Origin of the sequence: Burkholderia sp. BCC0419, from assembly GCF_902830285.1 — a bacterium.
Taxonomy (GTDB): domain Bacteria; phylum Pseudomonadota; class Gammaproteobacteria; order Burkholderiales; family Burkholderiaceae; genus Burkholderia.
The window spans coordinates 815,421-833,213 of sequence record NZ_CADESR010000001.1 but is presented as its reverse complement, the minus strand read 5'-3'; the positions used below and the strand labels follow the sequence as shown (position 1 = coordinate 833,213).

The window sequence follows — 17,793 nt, the reverse complement described above, 5'->3', positions numbered from 1 at the left end:
GCGTGCACGGGCGCACCGGCCTCCGCTTCCATCAATCGAGCCACACGCCGTCGAACCGGTGCCCGCCGAGCGGCGAGAACGTCAGCCCGTGTACACGCCTGGAGATCGGCAGCGACACGATCGACGTCGCGATCGGCGTGAACGGCACCTGGTCCTTGAACACCACCTGCGCCTGCTCGTACAGCGCCGTGCGCTTCGCGACGTCCCCATTCGAACGCGCGGCGGTCACGAGTTGCTCGAAGTCCTTGTTGCACCACTTCGCGAGATTGCTGCCGTGCACCGCGTCGCAGCCGAGCAGCGTGCCGAGCCAGTTGTCGGGGTCGCCGTTGTCGCCCGACCAGCCGTACAGGATCGCGTCGTGCTGGCCGTCGTGTTTCGCGCGGCGGTTGTATTCGCCCCATTCGTAGCTGACGATCTTCGCGCGCACGCCGATCTTCGCCCAGTCCTGCTGGATCAGTTGCGCCATCAGCTGCGCGTTCGGGTTATACGGGCGCTGCACCGGCATCGCCCACAGCGTCAGGTCGAAGCCGTTCGGGAAGCCGGCCTGCGCGAGCAGCGCCTTCGCGGCGGCCGGATCGCGCGGCGCGTCCTTCAGGCGCGGGTTGTACGACCATTGCGCGGGCGGCATCGGGTTCGTCGCGATCGTCGCGTCGCCGTTGAACACGGTCTTGATGATCGCCGTCTTGTCGATCGCGATGTCGAGCGCGCGCCGCACGTCGACGCGATCGAGCGGCGGATGCTGCGTGTTGTACGCGACGAAGCCGACGTTGAAGCCCGTCCCCGAGAACAGCGTCAGCTTCGGGTCGCGCCGCACCGTCTCGAGGTCGGCCGGCCGCGGAAACACCGACACCTGGCATTCGCCGGCCACGAGCTTCTGCAAGCGCGCGGCCGGATCGGGCGTGATCGCGAACACGAGGCGCGCGAGCTTCACGTCGTCCGGTTTCCAGTAGTCGGGATTCGCGTCGTAGCGGATCAGCGCGTCCTTCTGGTACGTGCGCAGCAGGAACGGCCCCGTGCCGACCGGGAACTGGTTGATGTCCGACTCGCGATGGCGCGCGGCGAGCTGCGACGCATATTCGGCCGACAGCACCGACGCGAACGCCATCGCGAGATTGCGCACGAACACGACGTCGGGCGTCTTCAGCACGAAGCGTACCGTGTAGTCGTCGACCTTCTCGATGCGTTCGATGTTGCGGTCGAAGCCGAGATCGCTGAAATACGGGAAGCTGACCGGATAGGCCTTGCGGAACGGATCGTCCGGGTCGAGCATCCGGCGGAACGTGAACACGACGTCGTCGGCCTGGAACGGCCGGGTCGGCTTGAACCACGCGGTCGTCTGGAATTTCACGCCGCGCCGCAGGTGGAACGTGATCGTGCGCTGGTCGGGCGACACGTCCCAGCTCGTCGCGAGCGCCGGTTCGAGATCGAGCGTGCCGCGCTTGAACTGCACGAGCCCGTTGTAGACCGGGTACGTGCTCGCATCGAAATCGGTGCTCGTCGTGTGCTGGCCGGGATCGAAGCCGGCCGGGCTGCCTTCGGTGCAGTACACGAGCGTCTTGCCCGTGGGTGCCGCGAGCGCGTGCGTCGCGGCGCCGGCCAGCAGCAACGACGCGGCGATGCAGCGAAGCGCGGCGCCGGCAGGCGATACGCCGCGCGTACGGCGCGCGGCTGACGAAACGAAAGGATTCTTCATGGTGAGGGACGGAAGCAAGAGGTGCGATGCGAATGACGACCGTCGATCTTCGCGCGCATCCCGCCGATCGCTTACCAATTAATTCCGCGTTGCTTATCGTCGCGGATGCATCCCGCTGCCGCTGCATGAGAATGTCCATGCGAGCGCCGCACGCAGGCTCGCGAACACCGCCGCGACACCGGGGCCCGGCGTCATGACATGACGCAGCGCCATTCGCTCAGGGCCGCGGACGTCCTTCCGGCCCTCTGCAGGTTCCGCGGAATTGGCGCATCGTATCGGTTGGCCAACGCCGGCACCGGTGCGCGGGAATCCACCGGCGCACGCATGCCGGCACGGCGCGCCCGCGGGTGCGCCGCCCGTTCCTGGAGGACCCACGATGTCGATCAACCCCGATACGCCCTCTCGTCCCGTCAAGTCGCCGGGCCCCGATCATCCGATCCTGATCGAACCGCACGCGTCGCGCGTGGTCGTGAAGGTCGCCGGCAAGGTCGTCGCCGATACGCGCCATGCACTGGCGCTGCGCGAGGCCAGCTATCCGGCGGTGCTGTACGTTCCGCGCGAGGATGCCGACATGTCGCTGCTCGAACGCACCGACCACGCGACCTACTGCCCGTACAAGGGCGATTGCGCGTACTACTCGATTCCGGCCGGCGGCGAACGCGCGATCAATGCGGTGTGGACGTACGAGCATCCGTATCCGGCCGTCGAATCGATTCGCGGGCACCTTGCGTTCTATCCGGACCGCGTCGATTCGATCGAGGAAAGCCCGCTCGTCACCGAGTGAGCGCGGCGGCGCCCTGCCGCGTCACCATTCACGGATCGTCCGGCCGCTGATTTGCATATGCGGATTCATTGGTTGGCCGCCGTCCCGCATGGCCGTATCGTCTTGAGTCCGGCGCGGGCCGGCCGCGCGCATCGCCCGCAACCGGCCGCGTCCCGTGCCGATCGCGCCATGCCCGCGCGACCCGTGAACCCGCCAGCAGGACGCCTCGATGAACGACACACCGCACGCAGACCTTGAAACGACCCCGGCGAACCCGCGCCGCCGCCGGTGGCTGCACGGCGCGGCCGCCGGGCTGGCCGGGCTCGCGCTCGGGCCGCTCGCGGCCGGCCCCGCCCGCGCCGACGCCAGCGGCACGCGGCTGCGCATCGGCTTCCAGAAATACGGCAACTTCGTCGTGCTCAAGGCGCGCGGCACGCTCGAGAAGCGTCTCGCGAGCCAGGGCGTCGCCGTGCAATGGCTCGAATTCCCGGCCGGCCCGCAGTTGCTCGAAGGGCTGAACGCCGGCGCGATCGACGTCGGCACGGTCGGCGAGACTCCGCCGATCTTCGCGCAGGCCGCCGGCGTCGATTTCGTCTACATCGGCAACGAGCCGCCCGCGCCGCAGGGCGAGGCGATCGTCGTGCTGCCCGATTCGCCGATCCGCACCGTCGCGCAACTGCGCGGCAAGAAGGTCGCGTTCAACAAGGGCTCGAACGTCCACTACCTGCTGGTGAAGGCGCTCGAGCATGCGGGCCTCACGTATGCCGACATCCAGCCGATCTACCTGACGCCGGCCGACGCGCGCGCCGCGTTCGTGCAGCGCAGCGTCGATGCGTGGGTGATCTGGGATCCGTACCTGGCCGCCGCCGAACGGCAGCTCGGCGCGCGCGTGGTCACGAACGGCGACGGGCTCGTGCGCAACACGCAGTACTACCTCGCCGCGCGCAAGTACGCGGCCGCGCACCCGCAGGTGCTGCGCGCGCTACTCGACGAAGTCGACGCGGTCGACCGCTGGGCGCGCGATCACGTGCCCGAGGTGGCCGCGCAACTGTCGCCGCTCGTCGGCCTCGACGCGCCGACGCTCGAAGTCGCGCTCAAGCGCGCCGGCTACGGCGTGCAGCCGATCACCGACGCGACGGTCGCGTACCAGCAGAGCATCGCCGACGCGTTCAGCACGCTGAAGCTGATTCCGGGCAAGCTGTCGGTCGCCAGCGCGCGCTGATGCGTCACGGCGCAAGCGCCGCGCCGATGCGCCGCCATTCGTCGTAGTCGGTGACGAGGCCCGCGTCGTCGATCGCGATATCGGCCGCATAGGTGCCGCTCTCGTAGCGGTACACGTGCGGCGCCGTGCGCGTATAGCGCTGCTCGCCGCGCACGATGTCGAAACTCGGAAACCGCAGCCACGCGGTGCGAATCTCGGCCGACTCGCCGACGGCGAGCGCCAGCCGCCGGATCGGCAGCGTATTGGTCGACAGACTGAAGCCGAGGTCGATGTCGGTTGCACCCGCAAGCATCGGTGCATCGACACCGTCGATCGTCCACTGCCCTGCATTGCACGCGATGTCCCATTGCCGTGGCGGCGCCGTGCCGCTCCACCGCGTCACGCGCGCCGAGCGCGTGAGCCAGTCGGTCCCGCATGCGATCGCGTAGTCGATGCGAAACGGCGTGCCGTCGATCGCGCCCGCCACCGCCCCCGACAGCGCGATGCCCGTCTGCGACTCGTCGAGCCGGCACCATTCGGCCGCCTGCCACGTCTGCACGATCTGCCATGCGACACAGTGCGTGCGTCGGGCTTCATTCCGTTGCGTCATGTCGGGTCTCCTGTCGGTCGCGCGGAAGGAAGCCGATTTTCGCTCACGGAGCGGATGAACGCACGCGGCTTCGGCGGCACCGATCGCGTTCCGGCCGATAGTCAGTATCGGCTTCAAGCACACCGTCGCCCCTGCGCCGCTTTGGTACCATCCGTCGATCGGTAAAAATCGAACCGGAAAACACAAGGCGCGACTTCATGGATTTGTTGGCGACGATGCGCATCTACGTCAGGGTCGTGGAGCGCGGCACGATGTCCGGCGCGGCGCGGGATCTCGACATGGGCCAACCGGCCGTCAGCGAGCGTATCGAGAAACTCGAAAAGCATCTCGGCACGCGGCTGCTGATGCGCAGTGCGCGCACCCTCGCGTGCACGGAGGAAGGCCGCCTCTTCTACGAACGCAGCAAGGCGCTGCTCGAGGCGGCCGAACTGGCCGTTGCATCGGTGTCGAAGACGGAGAATGCGCTCGACGGCACGATCCGGCTCGCGGCGCCGCAATGTTTCGGCGAGGTCGTGATGCCGGCCGTGCTGATGCAGATCCGCACCGCGTATCCGAAGCTGCACATCGACCTGGTGCTGAACGACGATATCGTCGATCCGGTCACCGAAGGCGTCGACATTTCGATCCGGGTCGGCCAGCTCCGCGACGGCGGCTTCGTCGCGTACGCGCTCGGCGCGGTTGGCCGCGTGCTCGTCGCCGCGCCGTCGTATCTCGACCGGCACGGCCCGCTCGACACGAAGGCCGATCTCGCGAACCATCCGTTCATCCGCGTGAAAGGCGTGTTCGCGAACGAACAGGTGCCGCTGCAGCGCGACGGCGGTGCGGTCGACTACGCGCGCATCCGCACGGTCATGACCACCAGCCACTGGCGCCCGATGTTCGACACGATCGCGGCGGGCGGCGGCATCGGCGTGGTCCAGCACCCGGCTTGCGCCGATGCGCTCGCGCACGGCCGGCTCGTCCGCCTCCTGCCGCACTACGACATCCCCGACTTCGCGCTCAACGTGCTGGTGCACGCGCAGCGGCCGCTGCCGCCGCGCGTGCGCGCTGTCGTCGATCTGCTGAAAAGCGAACTCCCGCCGCTGCTGACGCAACGTCAACGCTAGCCATCACGCCTGCAGCGACTTCCCCGGCTCCTTCACGTGCGCGTCGACTTCCATCTGGTAGAAGCGCGCGCTGACGAAGCCGAACAGCGTCCAGCCCAGGAACACGCACAGGCCGCCGAGCATCAGCGCCTGCTCGCCCGAGCTGAACAGCGCGTAGAAGCTGTACGCGGTCGCGACCATCGCAATCACGTTCGTCACCAGCGCCTTGCCCGGCGGCACCTTCGCGACCTTCTGGATCGTGATCAGCGCGGCCATCGACATCACGTAAGGCACGAGGTTCGTGACGACCGCGAGATCGACGATCTTCTGGAACTGGCTGCTCAGCTCCGGGCTGATCGTCATCAGCGCCAGCGCGACCTGCGCGACCAGCAGGATCACCATGCCGACGATCGGCGTGCCCGTGCGCGTCGCGCGCGCGAACACCGGCAGGAAGTAGCCGACGTCCGCCGAGCTCTTGAACACCTGCGCCACCGTGAACTGCCAGCCGAGCAGCGAGCCGATGCACGCGATCACCATCAGCGCGGTGACGATCGTGCCGACGGTCGGCGTGAACATCGTCGCGAACGCGATGCCGAACGGCGCGTTCGACGCCGCAAGGATCGCGTTGGGCACGATCCCGGCGATCACGTTGGTCGACACGATGTAGAAGATCGCCGACGCGATCGTGCCGCCGAGCACGGCGATCGGCACGTTGCGCTCCGGATTCTCCACGGCATCCGAGTTCGCGCACGCCGATTCGAGCCCGAGGAACGCCCACAGCGTCACCGCGATCGAGCCGCCGACGGCCGGCCCGAACGGCATGTTGTGCGGATTCCACGCCGCGCCCCAGGTCGCGCCGCTGAACCAGAACCAGCCGATCAGCGATACGACGACGACCGGAATGATCACGCCCCACACGGTCACCGCGCCGATCCGGCCGGTGATGCGCGAGCCGCCGAAGTTCGCGACCGTCGTCAGCACGAGCAGGAAGATCGTCCACAGGCCCGTCTGCAGCGGCGACAGCGTCGCGTCGAACAGCACGGTGCCGTAGCCGACCGCCGTGACGCCGATCGCGACGTTGGCGATCACGAGCGACAGCCCGTACGTGTAGTTCGCCATGTAGTTGCCGGCCTTGCCGAACGCGTACTCCGCGTAGCCGCCCATCCCGCCCGGCTTGCGGCTCAGCATCCCGCAGCGCGCGAACGCATAGGCCAGCGCGAGCGAGCCGCCGGCCGTGACGATCCACGACAGCAGCGAGATCGTGCCGACCTGCGCAAGCTTCGCCGGCAGCAGGATGATGCCGGAGCCCATCATGTTGACCGCTGTGAGAATGGTGAGCTGCCAGACGTTCATCCGGTGCTTCCGCGCGGCCGCCGGGGCCGCGTCGGACAGGTGCGCTGCGTTGTCCATGGTGTTCGATCCTTCGATGTGAGGCCGCCGCGCGGCCGGTCGCTCGTTCGCCCGGTCGGGATTCAGGGCTTCAGGCCGTCAGGCAGTACACGCGGTAGGTGCCGTCCTCGACCTCCACGCCGTGCGTGTCGTGCGCGAAGCCCGGGAAACGCCGGTCGTACGCTTCGAGCGCCTTCAAATAGCCAAGCACCGGGCCGCCGGCCGGCCCCGCGTTCTCGCCCGGCATCAACAGCGGAATGCCCGGCGGATACGGCACGACGCCGGTGGCCGCCGTGCGCCCGGCCAGCTCGTCGAGCGTCACCTGCTCGATGCGGCCCTGCACGAGATGCTCGTACGCGCGCACCGGGCTCATCTCCGGCTTCGGCAGGATCGAGAACGCCTCCGACATCAGGCGCGTCGTGCCGAGCTGCTCCATCGCCGCGAACATCGTGTCGGCCAGATCCTTCAGCCCCATGCCCGCATAGCGCGAACCATGCTCCTTCGCGAGCGACGGAATCGCCATGTCGAGCGGCAGGTTCGCATCGTAGTCGCGCTTGAAATCGCACAGCGCGCTGACGAGCGAGCCCCACTTGCCCTTCGTGATGCCGATCGAGAACAGGAACAGGATCGTGAAATCGGTCGTTTTCTCGACCACGATGCCGCGTGCATCGAGATACGCGGTGACGACGCTCGCCGGGATGCCGACCGGCATCAGGCCGCCGGCCGGCGCCACGCCCGGCGTGACGATCGACACCTTGATCGGGTCGAGCATGCAGTAGCCGTCCTCGATATTGCCGAAGCCGTGCCATTGCGCGCCGGGGCGCAGCACCCAGCACGCCGGGTCGCTCGCGAGCAGGTCGGGCGGCGCATCGTGGAACGGCAGCGTGCGGCCCGTGCGTGCCTCGAGCACGGTATCGGGCTGCCAGCATTCGAAGAACCAGTCGCCCTTCGCGCCGAACTCGCCGTTCATCCGCGCGATCATCTGCCGGAACGCGACGGCCTCCTCGATCGATTCGCGCGTCAGCGCGGCGCCGCCGGGGCCGTCCATCATCGCGGCCGCGACGTCGTTCGACGCGATGATCGCGTAGTTCGGCGACGTCGACGCGTGCATCATGAACGTTTCGTTGAACTGACCATGCGGAATCGGGCTGCGGCCGTCGCGCACGTGGATGTACGACGCCTGCGACAGCGCGGTCAGCAGCTTGTGCGTCGACTGCGTCGCGAATACCGTCGGCCGATCCTTGTGGTGGTCGCGCGGGTCGCCGTGCATCGCATGGCGGTCGCGGTAGATCGGATTGAAACGCGCGTAGCCGTACCACGCTTCGTCGAAGTGCAGCCGGTCGACGCTCGCGCCGAGCAGTTCCTCGACACGCGTCACGTTGTAGCAGAGGCCGTCGTACGTCGAGTTCGTGACGATCGCATGCTTCGGCTGGCGGTCCGCCAGCCCCGCCGCGAGCGGGTTCGATGCGATCGCTTCGCGGATCGCCGCCTGCGTGAGGCGCTCCGCCGCGATCGGCCCGATGATCCCGTAGCGGTTGCGCGTCGGCACGAGGTAGGTCGGAATCGCGCCCGACATCGTCATCGCGTGCTCGGCCGACTTGTGGCAGTTGCGGTCGCACAGTGCGATCTGGTCGCGGCTCACGCTCGCCATCAGGATGATGCGGTTCGACGTCGACGAGCCGTTCGTCACGTGATAGGTGCGATGCGCGCCGAACACGCGCGCCGCGTAGCGTTCGCTTTCGCCGATCGGGCCCGAGTGGTCGAGCAGCGAGCCGAGTTCGCCCACCGAGATCGACAGGTCCGAGCGGAACAGCGATTCGCCGAAGTATTCGAAGAACGCGCGGCCGACCGGCGATTTCAGGAAGCCGGTGCCACCGGTGTGGCCGGGCGTATGCCACGAGTATTCGTAGACGCGCGAGAACTTCGCGAGCGCGCCGAACATCGGCGGCAGCACGGTCGAGCGATAGCGTTCGATCGCCGCGTGGATGCGCCCGCCGATGAAGTCGGCCGTATCCTCGAGCAGCCACACGAAATCGTCGACCTTGCCCATCACCGCGGCCGGTACCGACGACGCGACGCTGCGGTCGGCCAGCAGGAAGATCGGCACGCTGCCGTTGCGATGCCGGATTGCATCGACCACCGCCTCGGACGGCCCGTGGCCGTCCACGCCGAGATCCCAGTCGAGCAGCACGCACTGGATCGACGGATCGGAGCGGATCAGCACGATGGCATCGTCGGCGGACGTCGCCGTCAGCACGTCGACACCGCGTTGCGCGAGCTCCGCGCTCAGCGTGCGGACCGCACGCCCGGTTGCGGTTTCCTGCGCGATTTCGTCGTCGACCAGTAGCGCACGCATGCCGAGACGACGAATGCCGCCGACAGAAGTATTCATGATTTGCCCTCGCTGTTGCGTTGCTTCGATTGGTATCGTTCGTCTCACGAGCACGCGGACAGCAGGTCACGGGCAGCGGCATGAGACGCTCGCAGTTCCGGCTTGATTCGCCATCCAATTCGGAGCCGACTATGCCATAGATGCTTTTCGCTGAAAAGCTGACGATTCGATGAAAAAAATCGGTGCCTTTCAAATCGAATTTCATGATTTGATCATTTTTATGTGCACTGCAGCACGCCAATTCCCGATTATTTGATCATGCTCATGCCGCCATGGCATTGGCGATTCGGCTCGATTGAATTCGCGTGCTTTTGTTGCTACGATCAGCTGCGCCGAGCGCCGCCCAATCGCGGCTGTGCCGCGCCGCGCAAGGGTTCTTCGTGCAGCGCGCCTGCGGCATTCCATTCCGCATTCGCGGGACCGTTATTAGGCTGCAACGCGTATCGGTTCAGGATTGCGCGCCGGCGCCAATGCGGCTCCCGTTTCAGGTCATTTACCGGAGAGTTCGCGTGAGCCTGTTGAAAATCGCAGTCGAGCCGGCGCTGATCGGCGCCTTCCTCACCACGCACGAACAGGTCGACGTATTTCAGACCGATTTCACGAATATCGCGGCCATCGTCGTCGGAATCGATGCCTCGGAAAAGGTGCTGAAAACCGTCGAGAAAACCGGTTTCGCGATTCCGTTCTTCGTCGCGGTCGAGCCCGGCCAGGAAGTGCCGCCGTCGGTCCTGCCGAGCGCGAGCGGCGTGATCCAGCTTCGCCACGGCGGCCGCCATTACTACGGCCGGCAGATTTCCGCCGCCGCCGACATCTACAGCGAGAACCTGCTGCCGCCGTTCTTCAAGGTCATGCGCGAATACGTGCAGCGCGGTTACGTCGAATTCGACTGCCCGGGCCATCAGGGCGGCCAGTTCTTCTCGAATCATCCGCTCGGCCGGATGTTCTTCGATTTCTTCGGCGAGACGCTGTTTCGCGCGGATCTCTGCAACGCGGACGTCCGGCTCGGCGACCTGCTGATTCACGAAGGACCCGCACTGGAAGCGCAGCGCAACGCCGCAAGAATCTACAACGCGGACAAGACCTGGTTCGTGCTGAACGGCACGTCGACGTCGAACAAGGTCGTCACGAGCGCGCTGCTCGCGCCCGACGATCTCGTGCTGTTCGACCGCAACAACCACAAGTCGGTGCACCTCGGCGCGCTCGTGCTGTCCGGCGCGCGGCCGGTCTACCTCGAGACCGCCCGCAACGCGTGGGGCCTCATCGGCGGCGTCGACAGCGCGGCGCTCGGCGAAGCGCGCATTCGCGACGCGATCCGCGACGTCGCGCCCGAGCGTGCCGACCTGCCGCGCCCGTTCCGGCTCGCGGTGATCCAGCTCGGCACCTACGACGGCACGATCTACAACGCGCGCGAAATCGTCGACCGGATCGGGCATCTGTGCGACTACATCCTGTTCGATTCGGCGTGGGTCGGCTACGAGCAGTTCATCCCGATGATGCAGGACTGCTCGCCGCTGATGCTGACGCTCGGCCCCGACGATCCCGGCATCTTCGTCACGCAGTCGGTGCACAAGCAGCAGGCCGGCTTCTCGCAGACGTCGCAGATCCACAAGAAGGACAGCCACATCGAAGGGCAGAAGCGCTTCTGCGATCACCGGCGCTTCAACAACGCGTACATGATCCACGCGTCGACGAGCCCGTTCTACCCGATGTTCGCGGCGCTCGACGTCAACGCGCAGATGCATGCCGGCCCGGCCGGCAAGCGCCTGTGGCGCGACTGCGTCGCACACGGCGTCGATGCGCGCAAGCTGCTGCTGAAAACCTGCCGACAGATCCGCCCGTTCGTCCCGCAGCATGTCGACGGCCGCCCGTGGGCCGACTACCCGACCGAGCAGATCGTCGACGACCTGCGCTTCTTCCGCTTCCATCCGGCCGACACGTGGCACGGCTTCGAAGGCTATGCGAACGACCAGTATTTCGTCGATCCGTGCAAGCTGCTGCTGACCACGCCCGGCATCGATCGCGACACGCACGAATACGCGGCGTTCGGCGCGCCGGCGCCGATCCTCGCGCGCTACCTGCGCGAGCACGGCGTCGTGCCCGAGAAAGCCGACCTGTACACGATCCTGTTCCTGCTCACGCCGTCGGAGAGTTCCGGCAAGCTGCAGCATCTGGTCGCGCACCTCGCGCAGTTCGAGCGCCATCTCGATCAGGACACGCCGCTGCGCGAAGCGATTCCGTCGCTGTGCGAAGCGTATCCGGAGCTGTACGGCAACATGCGTCTGCGGCAGCTGTGCCAGCGCATGCACGATTTCTACCGCAGCCACGACATGAAGCATCTGCAGAAACAGATGTTCCGGCGCGCGCAGTTCCCGAAGCAGGCGATGCTGCCCCAGGCCGCGAATGCCGAGCTGATCCGCAACAACGTCGAGCTCGTCACGCTCGAGCGCATCGAAGGCCGGATCGCGACCGAAGGCGCGCTGCCCTATCCGCCCGGCATCTTCTGCGTGGTGCCCGGCGAAGCGTGGGGCGGCCCGGCGCTCGACTACTTCCGCGCGCTCGAAGCCGGGATCAATGCGCTGCCGGGCTTCGAGCCGGAAATCCAGGGCGTGTACCTGCAGACGAAGCCGGACGGCACGAAGCAGGCATCGGCGTACGTGGTCGCGGCCGGCGCCGACGCGTCGCGGGCCTGATCGCGGGCTGTGCCCGGCCCGCGCGGCGCTTGCGCACGACGTGTATCATCGCCGCCATCATGCCCATCCGACCGCCTCGTCCGCTCCTGATCGCCCCGGCACTCGCCGTCTCCCTCGCCGCGCATGCGCAGCAGGTCGGCGTGGTCGCCGACGGCGTCTACTACACGCCGAATACGCATCTCGCGGCAGGCACGTCGCTGCAAGTGCTGCCCGACGACGACAAAGGCGTCGCGCGCTGCTGCGCGACGGTCACCGGCCCCGCCGGCAAGCCCGGCAACCAGATTCTCGACAGCCTGCACGACGACCGCACGATCGCCGCGTACGCACTGTCGCTGCCGAAGTCGGTGCCGGCGGACACGCGCGGCTTCGGCGTCGTCGGCACCGCGCATTTCGTGCGTCAGGGCGCACACCCGGAAGCCGTGCTCGACGGCGGCTTGCCACTCGCATTCTCGACCTGCACGTCGGTGGAAGGCACGCATTACCTCGGGCGCAAGGTCGGCGCCAACAAGTTGCTCGTGCACCTGTATCAGTACTTCGACGGCGAACTCGAGCCGACCTGCAAGGATCGCGACCTGAATTGACGGTACCCGACCGGCCGGCAGCATCGCGCCCGTCGCGTCACCATGCCTGCCGATAGATCGCCAGCGCGTCGGCCTCGGTCACCTCGCGCGGATTGTTCACGAGCAGGCGCGTCTGCAGCATCGCGTCCGACGCCATTCTCGGCAGGTCCGCCTCGCCGATGCCAACCTCGCGCAGCGTGCGCGGGATCCCCGTCGCGACGATCAGCCGGTCGATCTCGGCGATCAGCGCGTACGTCCTCGCTTCGTCGCTGCCCGTGGCCGACGGCGCGACGATCGCCGCCAGTTCCGCATACAGCGGCGCAGCGGCCGGCGCGTTGAAGCGCAGCACGTGCGGCAGCACCAGCGCATTCGACAACCCGTGCGGCACGTGGAAGATCCCGCCGACCGGATAGGCCAGCGCGTGTACCGCCGCGACCGGCGCATTCGCGAACGCCTGCCCCGCGAACATCGCGCCGACCAGCATCGCTTCGCGCGCGTGCCGGTTCCGGCCGTCGTCGCATGCGGCCAGCAGGTTGCGCGACAGCAGCGTCAACGCGTGCGTGGCCAGCATGTCGGACACCGGATTCTTCAGCCGCGCGGACGTGTACGCCTCGATCGCATGCACCATCGCGTCGATGCCGGTGGCGGCCGTCGCCGCGCGCGGCAGGCCGAGCGTGAGTTCGGCGTCGAGGATCGCGACGTCCGCGAACAGGTGCGGCGACACGACGCCCATCTTGCGCGCCTCGCCGACCGTGACGATCGACACGGCCGTGACCTCGGAGCCGGTGCCGGCCGTGGTCGGCATCTGCACGAGCGGCAGCCGTGCGCTGGCGACCTTGTCGACGCCGTACATGTCGGCCAGCGCCTGCTGCCCCGGCGCGAGCACCGCGATCAGCTTCGCGACGTCCATCGACGAGCCGCCACCGAGGCCGAGCACGATCTCGGCATCGGCCGCGACGGCCCGCTCGGTCGCTTCGAGCACCACGTGCTCGGGCGGATCGGCGATCACGTCGTCGATCACGGTGACCTGCCAGCCGTGCGCGGCGAGGCTCTCCAGCGTGGGTGCGAGCACGCCGCTGCGATGCAGGAACGCATCGGTGACGACACACAGCCGCGCGAGCGCCGGAAAGCGTTCGCGCAACAGCGCGCCGAGCCGGCGCGCGGCGCCGAATTCGACGATCTGCGTCGGAACGGTACGGAATTGAAACGGGTTCATCGGGTGCCTCCCGGTGGCGTCGCCGTGCCGGTGTCCGGCTGCACCATGTAGCGCGACACGTCGCGGCGATCGAGCAACGGAATGATCGCCCCGATTCCGATCCGCTGGAAATGCGGCGTTTCCCGATGCGCGTCGAGGCCGTCCGCATCGCGGTAGCGCTCGAGGATCACGATGTGGTCGGGGTGCTCCGGCGACCGGAAGTACGCGTAGTCGAGGTTTTTCGGCTCGGCACGCGTGGCCGGCGCGAGTTCGGCCAGCAGTTCGACCACGCGGTCGCCGTTGCCGGGCTTCGCGAAGTAATGCGCGATCACCTGCAGATAGGGTTCGTTCATGCTGCGCTCCAGGTTCGATACAAGCCCGTCACGACGACGGGTCGAAATTCCACCATGCGCTGTCGCTCGTCGATACCGCGACCGCGCCGTGCCGCCGCGCGCTGCGCACGTCGTCCGCGTTGCTGACGAAACCGGACGCGACGATCGGCGGCAGCGCCTGCCGGTCGGCTTCGCTCAGGTGCGCGAGCATCGGCGCCGGCATCAGCTGCACGAGGTTCGGATCGCTCTGCTCGATCGCCTTCACGCTGCGCGGCCACGTCGAACGGTCGGTCACGAACACCTTCTGCATCGTGATCAGCCCCGCGCGGTTCGCGCGCTGGATCGTCGCGACGCGCGTCGACACGACACTCGCGACGCCGATATCGGCCAGATACTCGACGCCGCCCTTGTCCTGCGACAGTCCATCGCAACTGTCGATGTTGACGATCACGAACTTGCCGGCCCGGGCGAGCGCCGCGACCACCGCCTGCAACCGCCGCAGGTCGACGTTCGCGACGATGCCGACCTCCGCCGCGCTGTCGATGAAGCTGTCGGCCTGCTCGACGCCGTACAGCGTGGCGATGACGGGATGACGGGCGAGACGCGCGCCCAGCGACTTGTCCATGACGTTTACCGGTCGACGTGCGGGCCGGTCTCGTCGCCGAGACCGAGCTTGCCGGGGTTGAGGATATGCGTCGGATCGAGCGCACGCTTCACCGCCTGCAGCACCGGGAACGCGGTGCCCAGCGAATCGCGCAGGTACGGCGCACGCAACAGCCCGACACCGTGGTGATGGCTCAACGCCGCATTGTATTGGATCAGCACCGCGTTCGCCGCGTCCCATGCCGCGCGGTACCACGCGGCCCGCTCGGCCACCGCGACGTCGCCGCGCAGCGAGAAATACAGGCAGGCGCCGTCCGCGTACGCATGCGACTGGTGCGCGGAACCGGCCAGCGTGCCCGGCACCGCCTGCAACGCGGCCACCACGTCGCGATAGATCGCCGCGAGGTCGCGCCAGCGGCCGCACATTTCCAGCGTGTCGGCGACGAAACCCGGGCTGCGCTTGAAGCCTTCCGCGCTCTTGCCGGTCAGGTAGCGGGTGTCGAGCCACTTCTCGAAGATCGCGTCGCCGTCGAGCCGGCGCCCGCTTGCGTCGCCCACGCGCGCGCCGATCGCCATCACCGCGTCGACCATCTCCGGCGCGCCTTCGTCGGCGATCAGCAGCACGTTCGTGTCGGGCAGGCCGAACTGCACGCCGCTTTCGAGTGCGTCGTAGAGCCGCAGCGCCGCCGGATTCGCGCCGCGCTGCAGGATCTCGCGGCAAGCGTCGAGGCCGGCCGCGAACGTGTCGAAGCCGTACGCGATCGCGCGCCCGTAGTCCGGCAGCCGATGCAGCTTCAGGCGCGCACGCACGATGATACCGAGCGTGCCTTCGCTGCCGATGAACAACTGCTGCAGATCGGGGCCGACCGCCGCGCGCGAATAGCCGCCGAGCGTGACGAGACTGCCGTCCGCGAGCACCACGTCCATCCCGAACACCATGTCCTCGATCTTGCCGTAGCGCGTCGACAACTGCCCCGCGCCGCGGCACGCGATCCAGCCGCCCACCGTGCTGATCCCGAACGACGACGGCCAGTGCCCCATCGTCAGCCCGTGCTCGCGCTGCAGCGTTGCCTCGAAGACGTCGCCGAACATGCCGGCTTCGACGTCGACGATCTGGCTCTCGGCGTCGACGCCGATCAGCCGGTTCAGCCCGCACACGTCGAGCACGATGCCGCCGCGCACCGGAAGCGCCGCGCCCGTCACGTTGCTGCGGCCGGCCGACGCCGTCACCGGAAGCGTCGCCGCGTGCGCGATGCGCATCACGGCCTGCACCTGCTCGACCGTCGACACCCGCACGACGACCGCGTGCGGCGTCGCGGGCCGGCCGCCCGTTTCCGCGACCATCGACGCGGCCCACCAGTCGCGCGTCCACGCGACGACGTCGGCCGGCTGCACGAGCACCTCGTCGGCCACCGCGCGCAGCGCGTCGACCTGCTGCGGCGATACCGCGACGGGCGCCCGCTGCATGCCGGCCTCGACCGGCGCGCCGCCTGCCGCAGGCAGGTTCAGCGCGTAGGGCGGCGGCGTATGCGCGCCGACGACGTAGTTGCCGCGGTTATAGCCGCGCTTGATGGCTTCCTTGCTGATCATCCGTGTTCTCCCATGAGGATGGCTTTTTCGAGTGCGACGGCGGCGACGTAGTCGCTCACCTGGCTGGCGACGGCCGCATCGGACAAGCCGAGCTCCGCCTTGAGGATGGCGCCGACGCGCGGCGCGGCGCGTGCCGATGCATCGCGCGCCATCAATCGCGCGCGGGTGCGGCGCGACAGCACGTCGTCGACGCTGCGCGCGAATTCGTGGCGCACTGCATAGAGCACTTCCGCTTCGCTGTACGGCAGCCCTTCGACGATCGGCGCGAGCAGCGACGGCGTCGCATCGGCGAGGTCGCCGACGAACCGCGCCTCGGTGCCGTAGCGCTCGCCGAGATGCGCGGCGAGCCCGCCCGATGCGACGATCGCCTGCGGGTCGTAGCCGGCCGCGCCGAGCAGGTACGCCGATTTCGTGCGGCAGCGCGTGCGGCGGCCGAGCAGCCTGCCGACCGTATCGATGGTCTGCTCGGCCATGTGCCGCGACGTCGTCAGCTTGCCGCCGACGATCGTCACGAGCCCGTCGGGCGCGACATGGATCTCGTGATTGCGCTTCATCTCGATCGTCTTGCCGCCGGGCGGCCCGACGAGCGGCCGGCATCCGGCGATGCTGCCGACCACGTCGGCAGCACTCAGGTCGACTTTCAACGCGGAGCGCGCGCCTTCCAGCAGGAAATCGAGTTCCTGCCGCGTGCAGTGCACGTCGTCGAGATCGCCGTCGTAGTCCTCGTCGGTCGTGCCGAGATACGACACGTTGCCCCAGCGCGTGATCGTCGCGCGGCGGTTGCGGCCCGGCACGGGGATCGTCACCGTGCAGTCGTTGCGGATCTTCAGCCACGGAATCGCGACGTGCACGCCCTTCGCGGGCCGCACCTGCAACGCGGACGTGTCGCCCTTGCGCGCGCCGGTCCAGTCGCGCAGCCATACGCCGGTCGCCATCACGACCACGCGCGCCCGCACGCGCCGCTCGCGGCCGTCGGCGTGCACGATCGCGCCGTCGACCTTGCCGTGGCCGTCGCGCGTCAGCTCGACCACGCGTGCGTGGTTCGCCACCGCCGCGCCATGAAACGCGGCCGTGCGCACGAGGTTCAGCGTCAGGCGCGCATCGTCGACGCGCGCGTCGAAGTACAGGAAGCCGCCCGTCAGGTAGGTTTCGTTGAAGGTCGGGCAATGCGACAGCACCTCGGCCTTGGTCAGCTTCTGGTGCAGGATGCCTTCACGCCAGCCGCCGGCGATGTCGTAGGTCCACAACAGGCTTTCGAAAGCTTTCGCGAGACGCCGGTCGAACACGCCTTCGCGCTCCATCACCGGGAACAGGAACGGCAGCCGCTGCACGAGATGGCGTGCGTTGCGCCGCAACCGCTGCCGCTCGAGCAGCGAATGGCGCACGAGCCCGAGATTGCCCTGCTCGATGTAGCGCAGCCCGCCGTGCACCATCTTCGACGACTTCGACGACGTGCCCGACGCGAAGTCGCTCTTCTCGACGAGCGCGACGCGCAGCCCGCGCAGGCTCGCGTCAAACGCCGCGTAGGCGCCCGTTACGCCGCCGCCAACGATCAGGACATCGAACGTATCGGCCTCGAGTCGCGCCAGATGCTCGTCGCGGTTCACGCGCAACGGCTCGGTGGCCGTCATGCCGGCCCGGTCCGTCCGGGGTTTTCTGGATGGCAAAAACATCATGCTGGTCGTTCTCC

General features: G+C 68.0%; 14 protein-coding genes. 5 read left to right on the top strand and 9 right to left on the bottom strand.

Going from position 1 to position 17,793, the window contains the following annotated elements; all coding sequences use genetic code 11:
• Positions 1 to 31 precede the first annotated feature (31 nt).
• Positions 32 to 1,693 carry an ABC transporter substrate-binding protein gene (locus HWW87_RS03695; RefSeq protein ID WP_175819274.1) on the bottom strand — a complete coding sequence of 554 codons (1,662 nt, stop codon included), beginning with the start codon at positions 1,691 to 1,693 and terminating at the stop codon, positions 32 to 34.
• Positions 1,694 to 2,069: 376 nt separating this feature from the next.
• Here HWW87_RS03695 and HWW87_RS03690 point away from each other — a divergent pair, with 376 nt between their 5' ends.
• Both HWW87_RS03690 and HWW87_RS03685 read left to right on the top strand, forming a co-directional pair.
• Positions 2,070 to 2,477, top strand: coding sequence for a DUF427 domain-containing protein (locus HWW87_RS03690; protein WP_175819273.1), 408 nt, complete (start codon positions 2,070 to 2,072; stop codon positions 2,475 to 2,477).
• Between the two features lie 208 nt (positions 2,478 to 2,685).
• Entirely contained in the window at positions 2,686 to 3,678 is a 993-nt protein-coding gene (locus HWW87_RS03685; RefSeq protein ID WP_175819272.1) for a sulfonate ABC transporter substrate-binding protein, read from the top strand.
• 4 nt (positions 3,679 to 3,682) lie between these two features.
• On the opposite strand, the gene HWW87_RS03680 is transcribed toward HWW87_RS03685, so the two are convergent.
• A complete protein-coding gene (locus tag HWW87_RS03680; protein WP_175819271.1) occupies positions 3,683 to 4,267 on the bottom strand; it encodes a putative glycolipid-binding domain-containing protein in 585 nt (194 codons plus the stop codon).
• 197 nt (positions 4,268 to 4,464) lie between these two features.
• Here HWW87_RS03680 and HWW87_RS03675 point away from each other — a divergent pair, with 197 nt between their 5' ends.
• On the top strand, positions 4,465 to 5,373 hold the full coding sequence (locus tag HWW87_RS03675) for a LysR family transcriptional regulator (protein WP_175819270.1): 909 nt from the start codon (positions 4,465 to 4,467) through the stop codon (positions 5,371 to 5,373).
• 3 nt (positions 5,374 to 5,376) lie between these two features.
• Here the strand turns inward: HWW87_RS03675 and potE are convergent, their stop codons facing one another.
• Together potE and HWW87_RS03665 are read right to left on the bottom strand one after the other, a co-directional pair.
• Positions 5,377 to 6,762: a putrescine-ornithine antiporter gene (gene potE / locus HWW87_RS03670; RefSeq protein WP_174432467.1), complete on the bottom strand. Its 1,386-nt coding sequence runs from the start codon at positions 6,760 to 6,762 to the stop codon at positions 5,377 to 5,379.
• Between the two features lie 70 nt (positions 6,763 to 6,832).
• Positions 6,833 to 9,133, bottom strand: coding sequence for an Orn/Lys/Arg decarboxylase N-terminal domain-containing protein (locus tag HWW87_RS03665; protein ID WP_175819269.1), 2,301 nt, complete (start codon positions 9,131 to 9,133; stop codon positions 6,833 to 6,835).
• 509 nt (positions 9,134 to 9,642) lie between these two features.
• On the opposite strand from HWW87_RS03665, the gene HWW87_RS03660 reads away from it, so the two are divergent.
• Positions 9,643 to 11,823, top strand: coding sequence for an ornithine decarboxylase (locus tag HWW87_RS03660; protein WP_175819268.1), 2,181 nt, complete (start codon positions 9,643 to 9,645; stop codon positions 11,821 to 11,823).
• 59 nt (positions 11,824 to 11,882) lie between these two features.
• Positions 11,883 to 12,404, top strand: a complete 522-nt coding sequence (locus HWW87_RS03655; protein ID WP_175819267.1) for a hypothetical protein — start codon at positions 11,883 to 11,885, stop codon at positions 12,402 to 12,404.
• A gap of 37 nt (positions 12,405 to 12,441) precedes the next feature.
• On the opposite strand, the gene HWW87_RS03650 is transcribed toward HWW87_RS03655, so the two are convergent.
• Genes HWW87_RS03650 through HWW87_RS03630 form a run of 5 tightly spaced genes read right to left on the bottom strand, consistent with a single transcriptional unit; the run spans position 12,442 to position 17,779 of the window.
• Positions 12,442 to 13,599 (bottom strand): iron-containing alcohol dehydrogenase, encoded by a 1,158-nt coding sequence (locus tag HWW87_RS03650; protein WP_175819266.1) that lies wholly within the window; start codon positions 13,597 to 13,599, stop codon positions 12,442 to 12,444.
• Positions 13,596 to 13,931 carry a putative quinol monooxygenase gene (locus HWW87_RS03645; protein WP_059237196.1) on the bottom strand — a complete coding sequence of 112 codons (336 nt, stop codon included), beginning with the start codon at positions 13,929 to 13,931 and terminating at the stop codon, positions 13,596 to 13,598. Before HWW87_RS03645 ends, HWW87_RS03650 begins: the two co-directional genes overlap by 4 nt.
• Before the next feature lie 28 nt (positions 13,932 to 13,959).
• Positions 13,960 to 14,535, bottom strand: a complete 576-nt coding sequence (locus tag HWW87_RS03640) for a glycerol-3-phosphate responsive antiterminator (protein WP_175819265.1) — start codon at positions 14,533 to 14,535, stop codon at positions 13,960 to 13,962.
• A gap of 5 nt (positions 14,536 to 14,540) precedes the next feature.
• Positions 14,541 to 16,103: an FAD-binding oxidoreductase gene (locus HWW87_RS03635; protein ID WP_175819264.1), complete on the bottom strand. Its 1,563-nt coding sequence runs from the start codon at positions 16,101 to 16,103 to the stop codon at positions 14,541 to 14,543.
• A complete protein-coding gene (locus tag HWW87_RS03630; protein ID WP_175819263.1) occupies positions 16,100 to 17,779 on the bottom strand; it encodes a glycerol-3-phosphate dehydrogenase/oxidase in 1,680 nt (559 codons plus the stop codon). Before HWW87_RS03630 ends, HWW87_RS03635 begins: the two co-directional genes overlap by 4 nt.
• Positions 17,780 to 17,793 lie beyond the last annotated feature (14 nt).